18 protein-coding genes are annotated in these 23,020 nt (G+C 32.3%); 12 read left to right on the top strand and 6 right to left on the bottom strand.

Annotated elements, in window-relative coordinates:
* Positions 1–12: 12 nt before the first annotated feature.
* The 7 genes from Z054_RS0112510 (at position 13) to Z054_RS0112480 (ending at position 10,129) form a co-directional block, all read left to right on the top strand.
* A complete protein-coding gene (locus tag Z054_RS0112510) occupies positions 13–2,319 on the top strand; it encodes a glycoside hydrolase family 65 protein (protein WP_024770404.1) in 2,307 nt (768 codons plus the stop codon).
* Between the two features lie 204 nt (positions 2,320–2,523).
* Positions 2,524–4,380 (top strand): glycoside hydrolase family 13 protein, encoded by a 1,857-nt coding sequence (locus Z054_RS0112505; RefSeq protein ID WP_024770403.1) that lies wholly within the window; start codon positions 2,524–2,526, stop codon positions 4,378–4,380.
* Between the two features lie 27 nt (positions 4,381–4,407).
* Entirely contained in the window at positions 4,408–5,790 is a 1,383-nt protein-coding gene (locus Z054_RS0112500) for an alpha-amylase family glycosyl hydrolase (protein WP_024770402.1), read from the top strand.
* A gap of 297 nt (positions 5,791–6,087) precedes the next feature.
* Entirely contained in the window at positions 6,088–6,816 is a 729-nt protein-coding gene (locus Z054_RS0112495; RefSeq protein ID WP_024770401.1) for a T9SS type A sorting domain-containing protein, read from the top strand.
* 235 nt (positions 6,817–7,051) lie between these two features.
* A complete protein-coding gene (pfkA, locus tag Z054_RS0112490; RefSeq protein WP_024770400.1) occupies positions 7,052–8,038 on the top strand; it encodes a 6-phosphofructokinase in 987 nt (328 codons plus the stop codon).
* 58 nt (positions 8,039–8,096) lie between these two features.
* Positions 8,097–9,098: a type I glyceraldehyde-3-phosphate dehydrogenase gene (gap, locus tag Z054_RS0112485; protein WP_024770399.1), complete on the top strand. Its 1,002-nt coding sequence runs from the start codon at positions 8,097–8,099 to the stop codon at positions 9,096–9,098.
* Positions 9,099–9,268: 170 nt separating this feature from the next.
* Positions 9,269–10,129 (top strand): N-acetylglucosamine kinase, encoded by an 861-nt coding sequence (locus tag Z054_RS0112480; protein ID WP_024770398.1) that lies wholly within the window; start codon positions 9,269–9,271, stop codon positions 10,127–10,129.
* Between the two features lie 12 nt (positions 10,130–10,141).
* Here Z054_RS0112480 and Z054_RS0112475 read toward each other — a convergent pair whose 3' ends face one another.
* On the bottom strand, positions 10,142–10,735 hold the full coding sequence (locus Z054_RS0112475) for a DUF4202 domain-containing protein (RefSeq protein WP_024770397.1): 594 nt from the start codon (positions 10,733–10,735) through the stop codon (positions 10,142–10,144).
* A gap of 263 nt (positions 10,736–10,998) precedes the next feature.
* Between Z054_RS0112475 and Z054_RS0112470 the strand changes: the two genes are divergently transcribed.
* Positions 10,999–11,187 carry a hypothetical protein gene (locus Z054_RS0112470; RefSeq protein ID WP_035091774.1) on the top strand — a complete coding sequence of 63 codons (189 nt, stop codon included), beginning with the start codon at positions 10,999–11,001 and terminating at the stop codon, positions 11,185–11,187.
* Positions 11,188–11,215: 28 nt separating this feature from the next.
* Here the strand turns inward: Z054_RS0112470 and Z054_RS0112465 are convergent, their stop codons facing one another.
* From Z054_RS0112465 to Z054_RS0112450, 4 genes are all read right to left on the bottom strand, one after another.
* Positions 11,216–12,670 carry a S41 family peptidase gene (locus Z054_RS0112465; protein WP_024770395.1) on the bottom strand — a complete coding sequence of 485 codons (1,455 nt, stop codon included), beginning with the start codon at positions 12,668–12,670 and terminating at the stop codon, positions 11,216–11,218.
* A 190-nt stretch (positions 12,671–12,860) separates the two neighbouring features.
* A complete protein-coding gene (locus tag Z054_RS0112460) occupies positions 12,861–14,165 on the bottom strand; it encodes a carboxypeptidase-like regulatory domain-containing protein (protein WP_024770394.1) in 1,305 nt (434 codons plus the stop codon).
* A 140-nt stretch (positions 14,166–14,305) separates the two neighbouring features.
* Positions 14,306–15,712 carry an ATP-binding protein gene (locus tag Z054_RS28460; protein ID WP_024770393.1) on the bottom strand — a complete coding sequence of 469 codons (1,407 nt, stop codon included), beginning with the start codon at positions 15,710–15,712 and terminating at the stop codon, positions 14,306–14,308.
* A gap of 216 nt (positions 15,713–15,928) precedes the next feature.
* Positions 15,929–16,462, bottom strand: coding sequence for a hypothetical protein (locus Z054_RS0112450; RefSeq protein ID WP_152538537.1), 534 nt, complete (start codon positions 16,460–16,462; stop codon positions 15,929–15,931).
* Between the two features lie 501 nt (positions 16,463–16,963).
* On the opposite strand from Z054_RS0112450, the gene Z054_RS0112445 reads away from it, so the two are divergent.
* The 4 genes from Z054_RS0112445 (at position 16,964) to Z054_RS0112430 (ending at position 22,314) form a co-directional block, all read left to right on the top strand.
* Entirely contained in the window at positions 16,964–19,126 is a 2,163-nt protein-coding gene (locus Z054_RS0112445) for a hypothetical protein (RefSeq protein WP_152538536.1), read from the top strand.
* A 46-nt stretch (positions 19,127–19,172) separates the two neighbouring features.
* Entirely contained in the window at positions 19,173–19,625 is a 453-nt protein-coding gene (gene parS / locus Z054_RS0112440) for a type II RES/Xre toxin-antitoxin system antitoxin (RefSeq protein ID WP_024770390.1), read from the top strand.
* Entirely contained in the window at positions 19,625–20,080 is a 456-nt protein-coding gene (locus Z054_RS0112435) for an RES family NAD+ phosphorylase (protein WP_024770389.1), read from the top strand. The genes parS and Z054_RS0112435 overlap by 1 nt, the downstream gene beginning before the upstream one ends.
* Positions 20,081–20,244: 164 nt before the next feature.
* Positions 20,245–22,314 carry a M13 family metallopeptidase gene (locus Z054_RS0112430; protein ID WP_084050344.1) on the top strand — a complete coding sequence of 690 codons (2,070 nt, stop codon included), beginning with the start codon at positions 20,245–20,247 and terminating at the stop codon, positions 22,312–22,314.
* A 52-nt stretch (positions 22,315–22,366) separates the two neighbouring features.
* Here Z054_RS0112430 and Z054_RS0112425 read toward each other — a convergent pair whose 3' ends face one another.
* Positions 22,367–23,020, bottom strand: a complete 654-nt coding sequence (locus Z054_RS0112425; protein WP_024770387.1) for a hypothetical protein — start codon at positions 23,018–23,020, stop codon at positions 22,367–22,369.

Here is a 23,020-nt window from a genome sequence, read left to right as displayed (position 1 = left end):
AAAAAAGAATAAATGAATCAGGATTATATAAAACCAGATAACTGGTCAATTATTGAAGAAGGGTTTGATGTAGAACGAGTTAAGTCATCAGAAAGCCTTTTTAGTATTGGTAATGGAGCTATGGGGCAGCGCGCCAATTTTGAAGAAACATATACTGGTCCTACTTTTCAGGGAAGCTATATAGCTGGAGTGTATTATCCAGATAAAACCAGAGTAGGTTGGTGGAAAAATGGATATCCAGAGTATTTTGCCAAAGTATTAAATGCTCCAAACTGGATCGGTATCGATATAGAAGTTGATGGAGAGAAGCTAGATTTATATACATGTAAATCAATAACCAATTTTAGAAGAGAACTAAATATGAAAGAGGGTTGGTATCAACGCTCATTTCATGCCGTTTTACCCAATAATATAGAAGTATCCGTTACATCTACACGTTTTCTAAGCCTGGACTTGGATGAAGTAGGTGCAATTAAATATGAAATAACTCCTGTGAATCAAGAAGCTACCATAACATTGGTACCATATCTGGATTCGGGAATCATGAATGAAGATACGAACTGGGATGATAAGTTTTGGGATACCTATAACCTGGCACACGAAGAAAACTCTGCATATATCTTATCTAAAACCATGAAGACTGATTATCATGTGTGTACAGGAATGTCAAATAAGATTTTTGTAAATAGTATACAAAAAGATATATCCCCAAAAGTAGAGGCTAACGGTACATACATACATTTAAAATATACTATTCAGGTTCGTAAAGGAGAGACGGCAGGTATCACAAAGTTTGGAGGATATACAGTATCTCTTAATCATAAAGAAGAAGATCTGCAAGTGGCTAGCAAAGAAATACTTAAGCAAGCTTCAGAATCTGGATTTAATGCTCTTTTGGATTTACAAAAAAAGGCGTGGTCTAGAGTATGGGAAATGGCCGATATTGTAATCGAAGGAGATGTAAAAGCACAACAAGGAATTCGATTTAATATTTTTCAACTCAATCAAACATATCTTGGTAAAGATGCAAGATTAAATATCGGGCCTAAAGGATTTACAGGTGAGAAATATGGAGGAAGTACATATTGGGATACCGAAGCGTATTGTATTCCGTTTTATATGGCTACCAAAGATCAAGGTGTAGCACGTAATTTATTGACCTATCGTTATAACCATCTCGAAAAAGCTATAGAGAATGCAAAAAAACTTGGTTTTACCAATGGTGCTGCATTATATCCTATGGTAACTATGAACGGAGAAGAATGCCATAATGAATGGGAAATCACCTTTGAAGAAATACATCGTAATGGTGCAATGACATTTGCAATCTACAATTATGTTAGGTACACAGATGATTATAATTATGTTACAGAGAAAGGGTTAGAAGTAATGATCGCCATAGCTCGTTTCTGGCATCAAAGAGCAACATTCTCTACAGATAAAAATAAATATGTGATCCTTGGAGTTACAGGGCCTAATGAATATGAAAATAATGTCAATAACAATTGGTATACTAATTATTTGGCAAAATGGTGTATCGAGTATTGTATTGAAAACGTTAATAAGATAAAAGCTCAATATACGAGTGACTATCACAGGATTATAGAAAAGACCAATTTAGATCAAGAAGAAATCAATGCAATGCTGGAAGTAGCTGATAAGATGTATTTTCCATATTCAGAAAAGCATCAGGTATACTTACAACAGGATGGATTCTTAGATAAAGAATTGATCACAGTGAACAATTTGGAAATGTCGCAACGTCCTATTAATCAAAAGTGGAGTTGGGATCGAATATTGCGTTCTCCTTATATAAAACAAGCTGATATACTTCAAGGGTTTTATATGTTCGAGGATCAATTTACCAAAGAAGAATTGACACGACATTTTGATTTCTATGAACCGTTTACAGTGCATGAATCTTCACTTTCACCATGTGTTCATAGTATTCAAGCGGCTAGCTTAGATAGAATGGATCAGGCGTATACTTTTTACCTGAGAACCTCAAGATTAGACCTGGATGATTATAATAAAGAAGTTGAAGAAGGACTGCATATCACAAGTATGGCAGGTACATGGATGAGCATTGTTGAAGGATTCGGAGGACTTAGAATTAAAAACGATACCCTGTCTTTTTCTCCTAAAATTCCTAAGGAATGGAAAGGGTATACCTTCAATGTAAATTTCAGAAATCAAATTCTTAAAGTAAAGGTATCTCAAGAAGGAACATCGTTTACTCTTGAAGGTACTAAGGAATTATTAATTTATGTAGATAATAAGGAGTTTAGAATTTCTCCCAACAGTTTAATAACTGTGTGATATACTATTGCTAAGAAATAGATTTTATAATAAGAGTTTTGCCCCCCAACCTTTTCTAGAGAGCAGAGTCGAGCTGTATTAAGATGAATGAACCCTACTTATTCGACTCTGCTTAAAGAAATAGTAATACTTTTTTTTCGCTAGACTAATTGTTTTCAAAAAAATGTTGATACCTACATTTCTATAAATACAAAATATATAAAAATGAAACGTAAACTAATTATATTGTTGTCCTTGTGTTTTATCGCGTTAGCCCAGGCACAGGTAGAAAAAATGGAACCTCCATTTTGGTGGAGTGCTATGCATCATGACGAGCTTCAAGTACTTTGCTACGGAAAAGATATTGCTAAATATAACGTAGAGAGTAAAGATATAACGATTAGGGATATTACAAAAACTGAAAACCCAAACTACCTGTTTATAACCTTAGATACTAAAGAAGTTAAAGCAGGTACAGTTTCAATTGATTTTAAAGAGAATGGTAGTGTAGTCTTTTCTCAACAGTATCAATTTAAATCCAGGAGAGAAAATTCTGCAGAAAGAAAAGGATTTGATAGTAGTGATGTGATGTATTTAATCATGCCGGATCGGTTCGCAAATGGTAACCCCGAGAATGATTCTCATAAGGATACAGTAGAAAAAGCAGATCGTTCTAATCCCGGAGGACGCCATGGAGGCGATATTCAAGGAGTAATTGATCACTTGGATTACCTTAAAGATTTGGGAGTTACGGCATTATGGAGTACTCCATTGCTAGAGGATAATGAATCAACATATTCATATCATACCTATGCGCAAAGCGATTTGTATACAATAGATCCACGATATGGAACCAATGAAGACTATAAACGGTTAGCTTCAGAAATGCATAAACAGGATATGAAACTGGTTATGGATTATGTTACAAATCATTGGGGGTCTAAGCATTGGATGATAAAAGATTTACCAACTAAAGATTGGATACACCAATGGCCAGAAGGTTTCAGACGTAGTAATTATCGTATGACTACCCAGTTTGATGATAATGCTTCACAAATAGATAGTAAAGGATGTATGAACGGGTGGTTTGATACTACAATGCCAGATATGAACCAAAGTAACCCTTTACTTCTTAAGTATATTACCCAAAATGCAATTTGGTGGATAGAATATGCTGATCTGGATGGTTTTAGAGTAGATACCTATTCTTATAATGATAAAGATGGGATAGCCAAATGGACCAAAGCGATTATGAACGAATATCCTAATTTTAATATTGTAGGAGAGGTATGGATGCATAATCAGGCGCAGATAGCATACTGGCAAAAAAATAGTAAAATTGGAGCTATCGATAACTACAATTCTCACTTGCCATCGGTAATGGATTTTACGCTTCATGATGCTATTACAGTATTATTTAACGAAGATGAAAATTCTTGGGATAAAGGAATGATCAGGGCATATAATAACTTCACAAATGATTTTCTATATCCCGATATCAACAATATTCTATTATTTGCAGGAAACCATGATACAAATCGTATTAATGAGATATATCAAGGAGATATTGATACCTATAAAATGGCGATGACGTTGATATTTACCACGCGCAGCATCCCTCAAATTTATTATGGAGATGAAATAGGTATGTTGGGCAATCGTGATAAAAAAGGAGATGGTGATATTCGCAGAGATTTCCCTGGTGGATGGCCAGGAGATACAAAAAACGCCTTTTTGTCTTCAGAAATCAAAAATGGAAGAACCAATGACCAGGAAGCATTTTACTCTTTTACGAGCAAAGTCTTAAAATGGAGACAGCAGGCAGCCGTAATTCATACCGGGAAACTATTACAATTCATTCCTTTTGATAATGTATATGTATACTTCAGGTATAATGAAGAGAAAAGCGTAATGGTAGTTATTAATAATAGCTTAAAAGACCAACAGTTAGATATTACGCGATTCAAAGAAGGTATAAAAAACTATAGTGTCGGAACCGATATTATTACTGATTCTAATATAGATATCACCGAGGATTTTAATATACCGGCTAAGACATCAATGATATTGGATTTAAAATAAAATATAACCACCTATAAATTTAATTAAATGAAAAAGATAATCTTAAGTCTTGCAGTAATTGGAATTCTATTTTCCTGCGGAAAGACAACAAAAGAAGAGACCACTGCCAAGACCGAAGTTTTGGAAGAAATAAAAGAAGTACTGCCATCGATTGACGATGCCATGATGGAAAATGCAGTTATTTATGAAGCTAATATTCGTCAATATTCTGAAGAAGGTACTTTTAGTGCATTTACCAAAGATATTCCTGTTCTTAAAAAACTAGGAGTTAAAGTAGTATGGATAATGCCGATATATCCTATCTCTACAACCAAAAGTAAAGGATCATTAGGAAGTTATTATGCTGTATCTGACTATACAAAGGTCAATCCAGAATTTGGGACTATCGAAGATTTTAGAGCATTAGTAAAAACTGCCCATGATAATGGGATTTATGTGATTTTGGATTGGGTGGCTAATCACACCGGTTGGGATCATGTTTGGTTAAAAGAGCATCCCGAATATTACACCAAAGATAAAAACGGTGCTATTACACATACAGAAGGTACAGATTGGACCGACGTAGCAGATCTTAATTATGACAACCAGGAGATGCGTGAGCAGATGAAAAATGATATGCTGTATTGGTTAAAAGAAGAAGGTGTAGATGGTTTTAGATGTGATGTGGCAGGGATGGTTCCTGTAGATTTTTGGGATAAAACTGTAGCAGAATTTAAAAAGATTAAACCTGTATTTATGTTAGCCGAAGGTTGGGAGCCAGAATTATTAGAAAATGCTTTTGACATGGGATATGGATGGGATACGCATCATAAAATGAATGATATCGCCCAGGGAAAAGCTAATGTTACTGAATGGGATAAAAGAATGACCCAGATAGATACCATGTATGCAAAAGATGATATTCTAATGAACTTTACATCAAATCATGATGAAAACTCCTGGAATGGTACGGTCGATGAAAGAATGGGAGAAGCAAAAGAGATGCTCGCAGCACTTACATACCTTGCACCAGGTATGCCCTTGATTTATTCTGGACAGGAATATGATATGGATAAACGCCTTTTGTTTTTTGATAAGGATACTATTATAAAAAAACAAGGCAAATTTTTCCCGTTATATGAGAAATTAGGAACACTAAAAAATACAAATCCGGCATTGCATGGTGGTAAAAATGCAGCTTCATACACTCGTATTAAAACTTCGGATGATACTAATGTATTAGCATTTCTAAGAGAAAAAGAAGGTAATAAAGTGGTCTTTATTGCAAATATGACAAAGCAACCAATAAAGTTTACTTTGGAATATAAAGGAAAGTTTACAGATTACCTTTCTGGAGAAACAATAGAAGCATTACCAGGTGCAGCATACGAATTTGCTCCATGGCAATATCAGATTTTGATTGAAGAATGATATAGGTATTGGATTTAGAACTAAAACACAAGTTATTTTTGGGGAAATTATTAGTTAATAAAATGTTAAATATCAACTTTAAATCTAATTCTTAATGTATTATTTGTTTATTTTAAATATCTTATTATCATATGGTTATTATATTTTTTGAATTAAAAAATAAGGAGATTTGTTCTTTTTTTTACTGGTATTCCATAAGCTAATTTTTGAGGTTTGTAGTATCTTAGAAAAACGTTGTTTTATACTAAACAAGTAAAGAAAGCAACTCACTTTTTTAATTCTTAAAACCTTTTTATTATGAAATCTCTTAAAACTATTTCTTTAACAATTTTAGCTATTTTTTGCCTTGTGGTAGTGCAGGGACAAATAAAAATGGGGCAAGGTGTTACCTCTCCAAATGACTGGGTTAATTATAACACAACAGGAATCTATGTAGATGTAAATACCACAGCATGTGCTTTTAAAACAACTCCACATTATTTAGTAACTCTGGAGTCTATAGGTAACAAAGGATTTCATTGGTATATCTCTGGGACCTCGTCTATTTATAATGCTACGCCTACAGGATTTAGAATATATCTAAGATGGGCAGATGCACCTTCTGATTTACCAACAGTTGGATCACTTAATTTTCCAAATCCATTAAGAGCTAGTACAGCAAAGAATAGGGAATGGGTAATTAGATGGACCGGAATAGAAATGAAAGATTGTGGTAAGTCTGTAACAGGAAGCTCTACAGGAGAAATATTTCCTGGTGCTAATGGCGGTGAAGGAAATAAAGTATCTTTAGAATCTGGCACACCCAATATAAATAGCCTGAAGATATATCCTAATCCTGGTAAAGACAGAGTGGTTATCCAATATTCTGGTTTTATCAAAAAGAGTGAAATTTATGATTTAAATTCTAGATTATTAGGTGTTTCTACAACCAATTCGATTAACATTAAAAAATTACCAAAAGGAAACTATATAATAAAGGTATATACAGAGGACGATAAGATAATTACTAAACAATTTGTAAAATAGTACTGAATAGAGAATACTTAAAATAAGAAATATTAATTTACAAAAACGACTTGCTATTGCGAGTCGTTTTTATTTTTCTACAATTTTAAACTCATTAATTTATTCTTAACGTAATGTGCGAATATGTGTTAAAATAATGCATTTTTTGTCAGTAAAAGCTGAATTTATTAACCGAAAACGTTTTAGTTTTTTGGCAAATTAGGTTATTACTACCAATAACGATAGATTTGGCTCAATGACAAAAAAAGTTAAAAATATAGCCGTACTAACTTCTGGGGGAGATGCTCCAGGGATGAATGCGGCAATCCGTGCAGTAGTTAGAGCGTGTAGTTATTATACTATAAAATGTTTTGGTATTTATAAAGGGTATGAAGGTCTTATTAATAATGAAGTTGAAGAACTAAATGCACGATCTGTTCGTAATGTTATAAATAAAGGAGGAACTTTTCTTAAATCTGCCAGATCAAAAGAGTTTAGAACTGTAGAAGGTAGGCAGAAAGCATATGAAAATCTGATTAAGAATGGTATTGATGCACTTGTTGTCATCGGTGGTGATGGAAGTTTTACAGGAGCTTTAAAATTATCAGAAGAATTTAATTTTCCGGTAGTAGGTATCCCGGGTACTATCGATAATGATATTAATGGTACAGATTACACTATAGGATACGACACAGCCTTAAATACAGTGGTAGAGGCAATTGATAAGATTAGAGATACAGCAAGTTCTCATAATCGATTGTTTTTAATCGAAGTAATGGGACGTGATGCAGGAGATATTGCTTTAAATGCAGGTATTGGAGCAGGAGCAGAGGAGATTTTGATTCCCGAAGAGGATATGGGAGTAGAGCGACTTATAGAATCGTTAAGGAAAAGTAAGAAAACCGGAAAAACCTCGAGCATAATTGTAGTAGCAGAAGGTGACAAATCTGGTAAGAATATTTTTGAATTAGGAGAATATGTCGAAGAAAATCTTAATGATTATGAAGTAAGAGTATCTGTACTCGGGCACATCCAACGAGGTGGACCACCAAGCTGCTATGATCGCGTACTAGCCAGTAAACTTGGAGTAGGAGCGGTAGAAGCACTATTAGATGGTAAAAGCGAAGTAATGATTGGGATAGTTCATAAGGTTGTCACTATTGTACCTCTTAAGACTGCATTAGATAAAAGACCTCATAAACATGATGGATTAATAAAAGTAGCAGATATTACTTCTGTATAATTTTAAATAGTATAACCACAGTCAGTATAAATTAATAAAAACAACTAAATTTTTAAATATGAGTACGTTAAAAATTGGAATTAACGGTTTCGGTAGAATTGGAAGAATTGCTTTTAGAATTGCTTCTAAACGTGATAATGTAGAGATAGTAGCAATTAATGATTTATTAGATGTAGAGCATTTAGCTTACTTATTAGAATATGATTCGGTACACGGAAAATTTGATGGAACTATCGAAGTTAAAAACGGTAATCTTGTTGTCAATGGAAAAGAAATTCGAGTAACCGCCGAACGTAATCCAGAAGATCTAAAATGGGGTGCAGTAGAAGTAGACGTAGTTATGGATTGTACAGGAATCTTTACCACACTAGGAACAGCAGATGCCCATCTTAAAGCAGGAGCTAAGAAAGTAGTGATTTCTGCTCCTTCAAAAGATGTACCAATGTTTGTAATGGGAGTGAATCATAATGATGTAAAAGCTTCTGATACCATTGTTTCTAATGCTTCATGTACTACAAATTGTTTAGCTCCGTTAGCAAAAGTTATAGATGATAATTTTGGAATAGAAGAAGGGTTGATGACCACAGTACACTCTGCTACAGCTACACAGGCTACAGTAGATTCTCCGTCGAGAAAGAACTATAGATTAGGGCGTAGTGCATTAAATAATATCATTCCTTCTACTACAGGTGCTGCAGTAGCAGTTACCAAAGTAATTCCAGCATTAAAAGGAAAATTAACAGGTATGGCATTTAGAGTGCCTACAGTAGATGTTTCTGTAGTAGATCTTACTGTGAAAACTAAAAAATCAGTTTCTTACGAAGAACTTAAGGCTGTTGTAAAGAAGGCTTCTGAGAATGAATTAAAAGGTATTCTTGGATATACCGAAGAAGCAGTAGTATCTCAGGATTTTGTAGGAGAATCACAAACTTCTGTATTTGATGCTAATGCAGGAATTGCACTTAATGAGAATTTCTTTAAGCTGATATCCTGGTATGATAATGAATATGGGTATTCTACGAAGTTAGTTGACTTATCTATGCATGTAGGTAATTTATAAATTAGTATATAACTTATAAAGTATAGTATTAACTGTTGCATTGGGCGTAATCGAAAAGTGGTAATTAGAGATCAATATTCCTCGATTACGCGCAATATGATAGCATATCAAATTCAAAAGAATAAATCAGAGTATTTATTCTATTTGCTAACCACATAACAAATTTTTAAATGATTTTATTAGCTGATGGCGGTTCTACTAAATGCGATTGGATTCTTCTGGATGATGTAGGGGAAATCGTTTTTAAAACCCGTACAGAAGGGTTAAACCCTGCTGTATTTGAGAAATCTCTCTTAGAAGAAAGAGTTAGAAAAAATGATAAACTTTCTTCTTATCGAGATAAAATTGATACTGTTCATTTCTATGGAGCTGGATGCGGTACAACAAAGCCAGCAGTAATGTTGAAAAAGATCTTTGAAGATTTTTTTATTGGAGCCGAAATTGTCGTTAAAGAAGATATGGTTGCAGCAGTGTATGCAGCTACAACAGAACCTGGGATTATATGTATTTTAGGAACAGGATCTAATAGTTGTTACTTTGATGGCGAAGATATTCATATGTCTGTAGATTCTCTTGGATATATTCTTATGGATGAGGCTAGTGGAAATCACTTTGGAAAAAAACTGATACGCGATTATTACTATAAAAGAATGCCTCCCGAAATAGCATCAGAATTTGAAAAACGTTTTGACCTTTCTTCAGATTCAATTAAGGAAAATCTATACAAAAGAGAAAATCCTAATACATACCTAGCTTCTTTTGCAGAATTTATTTTTACCAGTGAACGTAATGGTTATTTTTATAAAATTATTACCGAAGGTATTCAAGAATTTATAGAAACCAGAGTACTTTGTTTTCCAGAATCACAACATGTACCTATACATTTTATTGGTTCGATAGCTCATTTTAGTGAAGATATTATAAGAGCAGCAGTCTGGCCATATCACCTAAAAGTTGGTAATATAGTAAGAAGACCTATTGATGGAATTATTGATTACTATCGCAATGAAGTAATTAAAAAAAAAAATTAAATTTAATATAGGTCAGGAATCTTTACTCAATGCTTCTTTAATTAAGTCTAAAGCTTTTTCTGAATAGGAAAGTTGTAGTGCAGATTCATGACCTTTTTCAGACATTTTACGCCAGGTTTTTTGAAGGATATCAATTATTTTTTGATCGGTATGTTTAGCTAGAAAATCTTCATAGTAAAAATTAAGAAAAACTAGACAGATCACATCTTCTAAAGTCTGTGTATCCTTATCCTTTTTTAATTTTTTCTTTTGAATCAAAAAAGATACCCGGTTAATCGTTTCTGTATCGTAACCAACCTTTTCAAGAATTTCTGAGGCTTTTAATGCATGAAACCGTTTTAGCTCTTCTCTCCATTTTAGATAACCAATACGATCCATTGCATAATTTTTACGAGGGATTTTCCACCTACAAATATGTTGTGATCTAGCAGCAAGTTTAAGGGCTTCAGGGGCGTTTGGTTCAAAATCCTCAATAGTATCTGTCATTCGTTGACCATAGATTAATTCTTTGGAAACAAATACATTATTTATTTCTTCCTTATTAGGGTCTTCTGCATTCGCTTTATCAATATTAATGTAAGCCTCTGCTAGTTTGTCTATTGGCATATGAGATCGTTTTTAGTGCGTTAACAAATTTAAAGCATTTGTTTAAGTAATACCATTAAGAATTTTCAAAATTGATAATCATCAGGATTATATTAAAATATACAACAATACTTATAATGTATGTGTAGGATATAATTGTTAATACTTCTGTGTAAAAGTATTCTACTCCTTTATCTTTTCGAGTAAGTTTTAAACTTATTTTTACTGACGAACTTTATGGAACTGTACAATCATAAAATATAGTTCAGAAAATAAATTACTGTATGACAGAATATGTACTTTTAACAAATGATCAAAGTTATTTTGTTGAATATCTTATCGGCGAACTGGTATTATCTAATAGTATTAGTGAGGCGATGAAGTTTAACGATGAGCATCTTGCATTAAGATTTAAGCAAATGTTGCATAATTCTTGTGAATTAGTCACTAGTGTAAATACATATATTGCATAATTTAGGATAGTAAGAAGCTAGCTTTTACTTAGCCACGAATCAATTTTAGAACATAATCCAGATCAGGATCTCTACCAGAGATTAAATCATCAATAGAGAATATAGTTTGCCTATCAGGAAGTACACCAGAGCCTTTAGGGACTCTTTTGTCTTTTATATAGTGGTTGATCTTTTCCATATACATTACCATTATTATTTTGGAATTAGGAAATTCATAATACACGGGAAATTCTCCATTAGAAAAATGATATCCACCACCGGTCTCTTCTCCTATTAAAATAATATTTGGATCATTTTTTACATTTAGCGCAAAGGTAGATCCTGCAGAAAAAGTTGTTCCTCCGGCAAGCACATATACATTTCCTCGAAACCTATCTTTATCAGGAACCATAATAGCTTCCATATCATCAAAAACCAGTTTCCATCCATCATATATAGGATGATTATAAAACTTATCTTTTAAAAAATGCTTTTCACTAAGATACGTTCTAGTGACATATTTTCGCTCCGGAATGGCAAGTGAAGCGACATATTCACTAGTTATCTGTTTAAATAGATTGTTGGTTATAAACGAGAATAAATGTACAGCATTAGATCTAAAACCTCCATCATTTTGTCGAACATCAACAACAAGATTGCTAATTTTCTTTTTATTTATTTCTTTGAAAATTTTTATCAGATTTGATTTAAAAATCCTGATGTCTCCTCTAAATGAATTGACAACCAAAACAGCCGTATTTAAGTCTTCTTTGTAATATACAAATGGGCTTTTGTTATTAATAAATGTATCAAAGTAATCAAAACCATTTTCCTGCTTATGGTATTTAGCAAAATAAGAATTACGCTTGGCATTTCTAAGTCTTACGGTTACAAAAGATTCTGCTGGTAAGACTTTATTTGTTTCTGTTCCATCTGGGGCTGTATAGTCAATACTAAATTTTTTCTCAACACCATATTCATACGCAAAGTATAATCCGAATTTTAACTCTATTTCTCGATATTTACGGGTGAGATTATATCCATCACTAGATACATATTTCTTTAGGCGATGTAAAATTTCATGGGCTTGGTGGCCATTAATTTGATTAATTTTTGAACCTATCGGGATATCAAAATCATCCGTATCTGTATAAAACTCGGTATTTATCAATTTAAGAATCAAAGGAAAATAATATTGATCTGTTTTTATGGTATTGGGAGCAAAAAACAAAAGATGTCCATCTTTTATTTTATCTGTAACCTCCAGCATGTTTTGATATAATTTTATATCAGAATCTGTTGTAGTCAAAGATTCTTTTACAACCTTAAAGACATACTCTAAAGAATCTTGATCAATATATTCATATAAACTTGGATGTCCTTTTTTAAGGATATTTTCAAAAATTCTGAAATCTTCTCTAACCCCAAGAGAATCCATACGTTTTTGTGCAGAAAGTACACAGGTAAGTGTGCAAAAAAGTACAAAATACTGTATTTTTTTCATTAGATGATTTTAACGATATAACTTAATTGACTTCTTTAGATTGCCTATTGTTGCAATCTTTTTATTTTCCCAGATGTAAAAGTAATGAAATTGTTGAGTGAATTTTATGTATTATTGAATTTAATAAAATGAGTTTACTAAAAAAAGAGTATGAAAACATACTCTTTTTAGATTGCAAATTGTTCTGTTTTTAGTTTAATTTTCGCAGTTGTCTTTGTATTTTTTTGATTGCTGATTCTATAGATTTTTCTGGTTCTATAACATTATATTCACCCCAGAATACTGGATCAGAGAATCCAGATGCTTCATCACTAATTACTACAGAAGATTTTAACTGGTCTCTTGGTCTAACGGTTTCATTATTGATATTTTTTTTCCAATCGGTAACCGCCATTTCTACATTTAGTTTATAGACTGAGTTAAATAACTTCTTTTTCCAATTGATTTTTACGACAAGATCAATCCTTCCATAACCATAGTACCATTTCCCATCTTTTTGGCGATAATCAATAGTATAAGATGCCTGGGTAGGGTATACTTTTGCTTTTTTTGGTTTTTTTCTAACAAACATTTTACTAACCTCTTCTTTATTTTCCATATTAAGACTAAAGACGGCTTTGGTCATTGCTAATGTTTCGGCATCTATATACAATTTTCCGTAATACAATGGCTCTTTTATGTAAGAGCGTTGTTTAAAATTTAATACATAAATATACTGATCATGAATTTTTGTGGACTTATCGAAACTAAAGGCATAAGTATCGGTCATATTTTCTGTAAAAAGAATCTCAGGATTTTTCATCACATCAATATAAAGTGTACTAGTAGGCCCTCCCTGTAATTTTAATGTAAGTGTGTCTAGTTTTTTATAATCAGCACTTTTTCGTGCTTTAAAAAGCTTGATGATATCTGTTTTTGTGGATTCATAAGGATTTTTATAAACATCTACTACGGCTTCAGAAAGAGAAACATAGCTTCTACGTTTTTTGATAGTTTCTCTATAAAAAGCAGTCATAATACTATTTTCATTAAGGTAATTGCTTCCTTTTCTTTTTATTACTTCACGTATAAGTGCATTTGGATCCTTTGGGTCAATATTAACTTCGGATAATTCGGTGACAGAGACATTAAGTTTTATTTTTAATTCCTTACCATTAAATTTTGATAGCATAATTACCTTGTCTCTGTATCCAAGATATGAGGCCGTTATTTTACCATTAGCCATATTTTTAGGAACTTTTAATGAAAATTTCCCTTCATCATTTGTAACCGTAGAAATATTAGTTTCATTTACAGTAATAGATGCTGATACTAAAGGACGATTGGTCTCATTATCGAGTAAATATCCTTTGTATTCATTATAGTTGGTGTCATCTTGATTACTATCTTGAAAATAGGTGAATGCTTGTATATGAGCAGAGTATGAGAGAGTTAGCAAAATAAACAATAAAAAAGCAGTATATCTATTGTGAAAAAAAATATTTTTTTTATTCATAGCTCGAGTTTTTTTGGTTGTAAATTCTTTTTTAAAGAGCTTAATCCTACATTACAAGGTAAGAAATTTTACCGAAGAAAATTGATGTCAATACGTTAAAACAGTAGCTTATTTTAAATTTCTGATTGTTTTAAATAGGATTAATGATACTTGTAATGATCTCCGAACCAGTTCTTGAGTTTAATGTTTAAAATTTCTGTAGTAAAAGGTTTAGTAATATAATCATCCAGTCCTTTAGCGATAAATCGCTCTGCATCACCGGGTAAGGCATTAGAGGTTAAGGCAATTACCGGGGGAACTTTTTTATAGTTTTTACGAATCAGATTACAAGTTTGAACACCATCAAGTTCTGGTAGATTGATGTCCATTAAGATAAGGTCATAAGTGTCTTCTTTAAACATGTTGAATGCTTGTTTCCCATCTTTTGCTATATCTGATGTACAACCAAGGTATTTTAGAATTTGTTTGGATACCATTATGTTGGTTTCAGAATCTTCTACTAACAATACATGTAAATTATAGTTATAATTTTTTATTCGTGTAGGAACTTTACTTTTTTGAACTAATACTGGTGTGTCGACGATATTTGTTTTAAAAGTAAACCAAAAATTACTACCTTTTCCGAGCTCGCTTTTTACACCAAGTTTTCCTTGCATTAGATCTACTAGTTTTTTACATATAGAAAGCCCTAGTCCGCTTCCTTGACCAGTTAGGATAGTTGCTTCATTAAATTGACTGAAACGACTAAAAAGTGTTTCCTGATCTTTTTTTCCAATACCAATGCCAGAGTCGATCACTTCTACTTTAATGGTTAGGTGGTCATTTTTTTGAGATACAGCAGAAATATGTATGTGTATTTCTCCACCATTAGTAAATTTAATGGCATTACCAATAAGATTAGAAATAACTTGAGTTAAACGATTACCATCTGCTATTATATTTTCGGGTAATTCTTCAGAGTATTTAGGAATCAAATTAATTTCTTTAGCTGTAGCAGTGGCCAAAAAGAGATCTACATTTTGATGGATTAACTTTTTAAAATTAATGGGAGTAGGGGATAAATTAAATTTTCCTTCTTCCATTTTTGATAGATCCAAAATTTGATTTAAGATTTCTAATAAATTATGCGAAGATTGGTGAATTGTAGTAACATATTCTTTTTGAAGATCATTAAGTTTTGTAGTATTAAAAAGTAAATCAATCATACCTATAACACCAACCATAGGGGTTCTGATTTCATGACTCATATTGGCAAGGAACTCTTGTTTAAATTTTGAGCCCTTTAAGATTTGTTGATTTTTTTCTTTTAATTGATCTAGATTTCTACCTCCAAACATGGCAAACAGACCCAAAAATAAGGGAGCAGTATCTATAATATAATGAATAGGGAAATTTCTTTGTACATAGGCTATAGATTGTAACGAGAATTCAAGGTCAAGTCTGGCAATGTCTATACTTGTGGCCAGAATAGGAAATGCAAATCCGAAAGATATCCCATATAAAGTATATCTAGCCGCTTCAGATTTGAACCATGATATTCGTGCCATAATAATAATAATTTTGGTTGAGCTCTTACGTTCTTTATTATTTAAAAAACCGGCGTATTAGGGAGAAGCTTAGGGGGAATAATTGCTAAATATAGTTTTTTTTTGAAATATTAAGCAATGTTTTAAGGATTTATATACCAGAGGATTAGAGTATTCTTAAAAAAATCCACGACAGGGGATTGCCGTGGATTTTAAACCTTACTTTTAATGATTAAATCACATTTTGAAAATTATCTTTTTTAATTTGTATCCGTCAATTTTAATTAAATAGGTCTTCGGGTCAATATAATTTTGAATATAATCATCAACTTCTCCTTTGTCTAATAATCTTCCAGACATGTTGTAAAGACTATATTTAAGGCCTTGGGGAACTTCTTTTATATGTTTAAAAGTTTTTTGGTCTGTAGTTTGTTGACAGGTATCATCTGCCAAAAATTTATTAATAAAAGTAATTCGTCCTTGCTCATCTCCTTCTAATGTTACAGTTGCTGTATCATCGATATCAATAATACCATTACCTGTTAAATCACCAAGAATTATTAAACAAGCGTTTCTTACTTTAATACGTACTCCAGCTTCAAGATGTAAACTTTCTGTAATGAAAATAACACCTTCTTCAGAATTTTCGTCCAAACCATCAACTACAGTGTTTTCTGTTACTGACATTAATTTATAAGAAATGTCAATTTTAGTGTTTGCAAATGTTATGCTTGTTAGTAACAAGGCTAATAAGGGTAGAAATTTTTTCATAAAGTTTGGTTTTGGGGTTGAACTTAAATTTTGTAAGTAATTACTTACTTTAAATGATTTTTTATCGTTGTAAAACACAAAATCAACGACAATATACAACATTTTATGTTAAAAACGTAACTTTTTTAGGTTCAGTATTGATTTTTATTTGTGGTTTATAAACAAAAATCACGTATGACCCTTTGGTTACGGGTAGTTTATTAAAAATTCTTTTTTTGTTTTTTTTAACAATTTTTGAAAGAAGACACCCTATTTGTTTGATTTTAATGAATAATAAATTAAAATATATTTAGACATGAGTATTCGTTTTATTCATTAGATTTATATTCTTATTCTTAAAATCTAATTATTACAGAAATGGTAAAACTGTTGTTGTTTTTTCAACAATTTAGTATATGGTTTAAAATACTGTTGAGCGAGTTGTCTAATAACCTAATTAGCCTCTTTTTTATTTTGGCTTTATATTTTGCTTTATGGCATTTTCCCCAAACTATAGATTTATTGTTAATTCTTAATCAAGCAGATGCCTTTTTGTTTGAAGTACCTTTGTATTTTTTCTTACTTATGGTTTCGGCATTTTTGATCTGGAATATCCCAAAGTATTTCTATTATTATAATTACAAGGATATCTCCTTTTCTAACCTGATTGGTTTTATCCCTAATCAACATTATAAATTTCAGGATAGAAATAAATCGGTTAGATATCATTACCTGGTTAGAGTACATATGAGAAAAGTACTACCTCGAATATTAGCTCTTTTATTATTGATTATTTCAGCTTTAAGTATTCTTAATGCGATGGAGTTGTTTGAACTTGATAATATCTATACTAATTTTTTAGAACCAACAAATACACTTATTTACTGTATCTTTTTTTTATTTCTTTTATCAGAACCTACTATATACGGCCATATACAGGAATTTATTAATAAAATCCCCAAGACGAATGCTTTTATAATTCTATTATCGGTAGGATTGATTGTTTTTATTATATCTCTGGGTACCCTAAATACTCAGACAGAAAAAGATTTAGGGAATCTTTTTCTGTCTAATTGCGCACTAGCTTTGTTTTTCTTTACATTATCGTTTAATAGTTATCGTTTTTTAAAAGAATTTCCCCAAAAACTCTTCTATGGGGTTGTTCTCTTTTCAGGTTTTATTTTATTGTTTTCTTTTCTGGCACTTAATTTTGTTCCCGAATGGGCCAGTAGAATAAATCCTTTATCGATTTTAATATTATCATTATTAAGCTTGTTTATGATAAGTTTTGTGCTAATTCTTTCTGGTAAAAAGCTAAAACTACCTTTATTTTCTATAGTTGTTGTTGTATGTTTATTTTCTTCCAGGCTTTTTTCAGAAAGCTCTGATCATTATCAGCTTACGATAAAACCCTCAGAAGTAGAAAGGCCGGTTATGGAGCAATATATGTATCAATGGATAAAAGATAGAATTGATATTATAGAAAAGAAAGAAGGGAAGTTTTCTGCTCTTCTGGTTTCTTCAGAAGGAGGAGGATCCAGAGCTGGGCTTTGGTCTTTTTTAGTACATAGTTATTTGTATGAGAAATCTAATGGAAGTTATTTTGAGGAAAATTTACTATCCTTAACCGGAGCATCGGGAGGAAGTGTAGGCAATGCTATGTTTTTTGCTGAAGCACAACTTGCCATGTATGATAACAAAAAGGCTAATTTTAAAACTAAGTCGACCGATGGATACCCGGATTTAAAATATAAGGCAAGTGCAGTGTACAAAGAAAATTATTTATCGGTTTCATTACTTTCGCTATTAGGTAGAGATTTATTTAAGGAAACAACAAGTTTGTTTCGTTTTAAAAACAGAGGCAAGCTGTTAGAAGAACAATGGAGTGATACTTACAAAAAATACTTTTCTAAAAAATCAAACGAAGATATCTTACAGAAAGAGCTTTTATCTTTTTATAATAATATTACCAATACAGAAGAGAAGACAACCCCACCACTTTTGTTTATTAATACTACACATACACAAACAGGAAACTATAATGTAATAAGTCCTGTTAAATATGCTCATCTAAGACCTCTTACAGGGATGCGTGACTTTATAGAAAATTTGCAAAAAAGCTACCCCGATAGCTCTATTGGATTATCAACAGCAATGCGTATAAATGCAGGGTTTCCTTATATAACCCCGGTTGGAGAAGTAAAAAAATCTTCTATTTCTGGTAAAGAATATTCTGATCAATATGCAGATGCAGGATATTATGATAATGTAGGAGGTATAGTATCCAAAGGTGTTGAAGAAGTTTTTAGAAATGTATTACGAGATTCTTTCCCTGAGTTACAAGATAAAATCAATATCAAACATATTATCATTGCTAATAGTGAAGAGCGTAAAATGATAAAAACGCAAACACAATATAAAGCCCCTTTAACAACCTTACAAAATGTTAGATATGGGCATACTCAGGAAATTATCAAAAAACTTGGGAGTAAGTATATAATAAAATTAAAGCCAACTATGATACCTCTTTCTTTATCAGAATCAGAAAATATAGAAGAAGAAGTTCTTATGATTAAGCCAGTTTTACCGTTGGGTCGATACCTGTCTACTGTGGCAGTTAGATCTATGGAAGCAAGATTAAGTGAGGTAAAACCACAATTAGACTCAATTTTAACAGTAAACTAAGACAGTTGTCATTTTTTTTTGTATTTTTGTCATAAAATAGGTAATCATGAGTGCAGTATCTCCATTAGATTTTGATAGTTTCGAAAATAAAGGTTTATTACGATATCTTAATATAGATATCCCTTTACGTAACATGTATGATTTTATTGAGCTATCAAGAAATGGGATAGATAAAAAGGCATTGCTACACCTAGCTAAGACTATTGGTTTTGACCTTAAAGAACTGGCACATATACTTCATATGTCTGAACGCACTATCCAGCGTTATGATTTAAATAAAAAATTAGGAACAGAAGCTAGCGCTAGAGTATTACAGTTAGCTAAGCTTTATGCAAGAGGAGAAAATATTTTTGGTGACCTTTCTCGTTTTAAAAATTGGATGGGACACCCAAGTGTGGCATTAGCCATGAAAAAACCAAAAGAATTATTAGATACTACGTTTGGTTTTCAGTTACTTAATGAAGAATTAGTTAGAATAGAACATGGAATTTTTGCCTAATGCGAGTATATCGAATAGCTAAACAAAAATATATAAAAGATCTTACCGGAATCGGAGCAAAAACAGTAGGAGGAAGATGGAACCCTAAAGGAGTTGCTGTTTTGTATACTAGTACTACAGCAGCACTTTCGGCCCTCGAAGTACTAGCTCATTTGCCAGCTGCATATTTTCCAGATGATATGTCGATTGCTACTATAGAAGTTCCTGATACATTAATTACCACTATAGACATAGAAAAGATACCAGATAATTGGAATCAAATTCCTGTACCTATCGAGATTCAAAATTTTGCAATGCAATGGATTGCAGAAGAGCAATATCTAGGTCTTAAAGTGCCTAGCATCATAATTCCGAAAGAAAAAAACCTTCTGGTTAATCCAATGCACCCTAAATTTGATAAAGTAAAGCTTATTGATGTTGAACCATTTTGTTTTGATACCAGGTTGTTAAAATAAAATCCGTTTGTTAAATCTTATTTTTTCGTTAAAACTCGGTACAAAACTCACCAACATATTTCATTTTATATAAATTACGAGCTTAATATACGTAACGAATTTTCGGTTCAGACGTCATATTTACTAATAACTAATCTTAATTTAATAACAGAATGAGTATAAAAATGAAAAATGTTTACTTTTTGGCTGCATTTATTTTCGCTTTTGTGAGTTGTAAAAACGAAACAAAAAAAAGTGATAGTGAAAGTGAAGTAGTAGCTGAGGTAGAAAAAGTTCCTGGCATAGTTCTGGAAAACATGGACACAAACGTGAGTCCTAAAGATGATTTCTATAACTACGTTAATGGAAATTGGATGAAGAACACCGAAATACCTGAAGATAGAACACGATGGGGAGGCTTTGGGGTTTTAAGAAAGAAAACAGATGATGATGTGCTTAAGATTATGGAAGAAGCAAAATCCAGTGGTAAATATGCTGCGGGAACTGATCAGCATAAGGCTCTGGTTATCTTCGAATCTATAATGGATACAATAGCAAGAAATAAAGCAGGTATAATTCCATTACAGCCAACACTAGATAAAATAGCTGCGATAAAGAATATTCAGGACTTACAATCTGTATTAGCAACAGAAACAGCTGCTTCTGCACCGTTTTTAGGGTTTACTTCTTTTCCAGATTTAAATAATAGTGATATAAATGCTCCATATGTAACTACTGGTGGTTTAGGATTACCAGATCGTGATTACTATTTGGACCAGGATGAAAAGTCTAAAGAAATTAGAGGACAATATGTGGATCATATTACGAGAATGCTTCAGTTTATTGGGGATACCGAAGATCAGGCGCATAAAGCTGCAGAAAAGATTTTGGATATCGAAACCAAATTATCCGAACCTAGATTAGATAAAGTTCAAAGTCGTGATGCTCGTAACTTTAATAATCCAAGAAGTATAGCTCAACTTTCAGAAATGACTCCAGCAGTAGATTGGAATAAATTATTGAAAGATCTTGGTGTTAAACAACAACTGGATACAGTTATGGTGTTACAGCCAAAATATATGAAAGCTTTACAAGGAGTGCTTACAGGAACAGATATCGAAGACCTTAAAACCGTAATGCGTTGGTCTACTTTAAATAGTGCAACTGGATCTCTTTCTACAGAAATAGAAAAAGCAAACTGGGATTTTTATAGCAAAACACTTAGAGGTGCAAAAAAACAAAGACCACTTGATGAACGTGCATTAGGTACCGTAAATGGTTCTGTAGGAGAAGCTATTGGACAATTGTATGTTGATGCTAAATTTCCACCCGAAGCAAAAGCTAAGGCAGAGAAAATGATTGCTAATGTAATCAAAGCATACCAAAAAAGAATTGAAGTATTAGAATGGATGAGTGATAGCACAAAAGCTAAAGCTATAGAGAAATTAGATAAGTTTACTGTTAAGATTGGGTATCCAAATAAATGGGAAGATTATTCTACACTTGATGTAAAAGAAGGGAATTCTAATTTTGAAAATACAATGGCGGTATCAAAATGGCAATTCGAAAAGGCGATTGCCGACATAGGAGAGCCAGTAGATAAAACAAAATGGGGAATGTCTCCTCAAACCGTGAACGCATACTTCAATCCTTTATTTAATGAAATTGTGTTCCCAGCGGCTATACTTCAGCCACCTTTCTATAATTATACAGCAGACGAAGCGGTTAATTATGGAGGTATTGGAGCAGTTATTGGGCATGAAATATCTCATGCTTTTGATGATTCTGGAGCTCGTTTTGATGCAGATGGAAATCTTAAAAACTGGTGGACAGAAGATGACCTTAAAGCTTTTACAGAAAGAGGAGATGCATTAGCAGAACAATACAGTTCTTTAGAAGTTTTAGATAGTGTATTTGTAAATGGTAAATTTACACTAGGAGAGAATATAGGAGATTTAGGAGGTGTGTTAGGAGCTTATGATGGATTACAGATGTATTTTGCAGAAAATGGAAGACCAGAAGATATTGATGGATTTACTGCAGAACAACGTTTCTTTATGTCTTGGGCTACCGTATGGAGAACAAAGATTCGTGAAGATGCTTTAAGAACTCAAATTAAGACAGATCCGCATTCACCTGGTACAACACGTGCTATCCAACCTTTATTAAATGTTAAAGCCTTTTATGAAGCTTTTGATATAAAAGAAGGAGATAAAATGTATTTGGCACCAGAAAAACGAGTACATATTTGGTAAAATATAATATGAAGTTTATTAAAACCCTGCTCAACAGCAGGGTTTTTTTTGCTTAAAAAGATTGATCTTCTTTAACTTCATTCATTAATAAAAACGCTTTATTAACATATTCTTTTTCTAAAAATAAAGTGAAATAGTTTGAAGTAGAAATGACTTCAAAAACAGGAATGCCTTCATAAGCTAATAGCTTAAAAATATAAAAATATAAACCAATTACTTTAGAGTTGTCTTCGGGTAACGCAATAGAAATAGAAGACAAATCGTCTGCAACGGAGATACAGACCTCATTTTTGAAATGTTTCTCGACAGTAGATTTAAGTGATGAAGACACTAATATATTACTCTCTTGAAAATTACTAGAGTATGTAAAATAAGCTTTTGTTTCGTTTTTTACACTTTCTAAAAGATTACTCTGGCTGGTTAAAATACTATTGGAGTTTAAAAATGTATACTCGGTTATCCCCGATCGTACCATGATATCACCAAGATTTCTTAGATTATCGATATGCTTTATTTTTCTTGGATGGTAACGCCTTAATGCCATCACAATAGAACCAGGTTTGACAGGTTTTTTCATAATCTTTTCCACTTTAGGTAAAAGATCAACAGCCAGTGAACTAAAATTAATAATATCCCTTGATAGTGCGTCCTCTAGAAAAGGTTGATGCCTTAATATATTGTGTACACAATCTGTAATTGTTTTCAT

This window comes from Aquimarina macrocephali JAMB N27, assembly GCF_000520995.1.
Taxonomy (GTDB): domain Bacteria; phylum Bacteroidota; class Bacteroidia; order Flavobacteriales; family Flavobacteriaceae; genus Aquimarina; species Aquimarina macrocephali.
The sequence above is the reverse complement of the archived record's forward strand: the minus strand, read 5'-3'. Positions and strand labels throughout refer to the sequence as shown.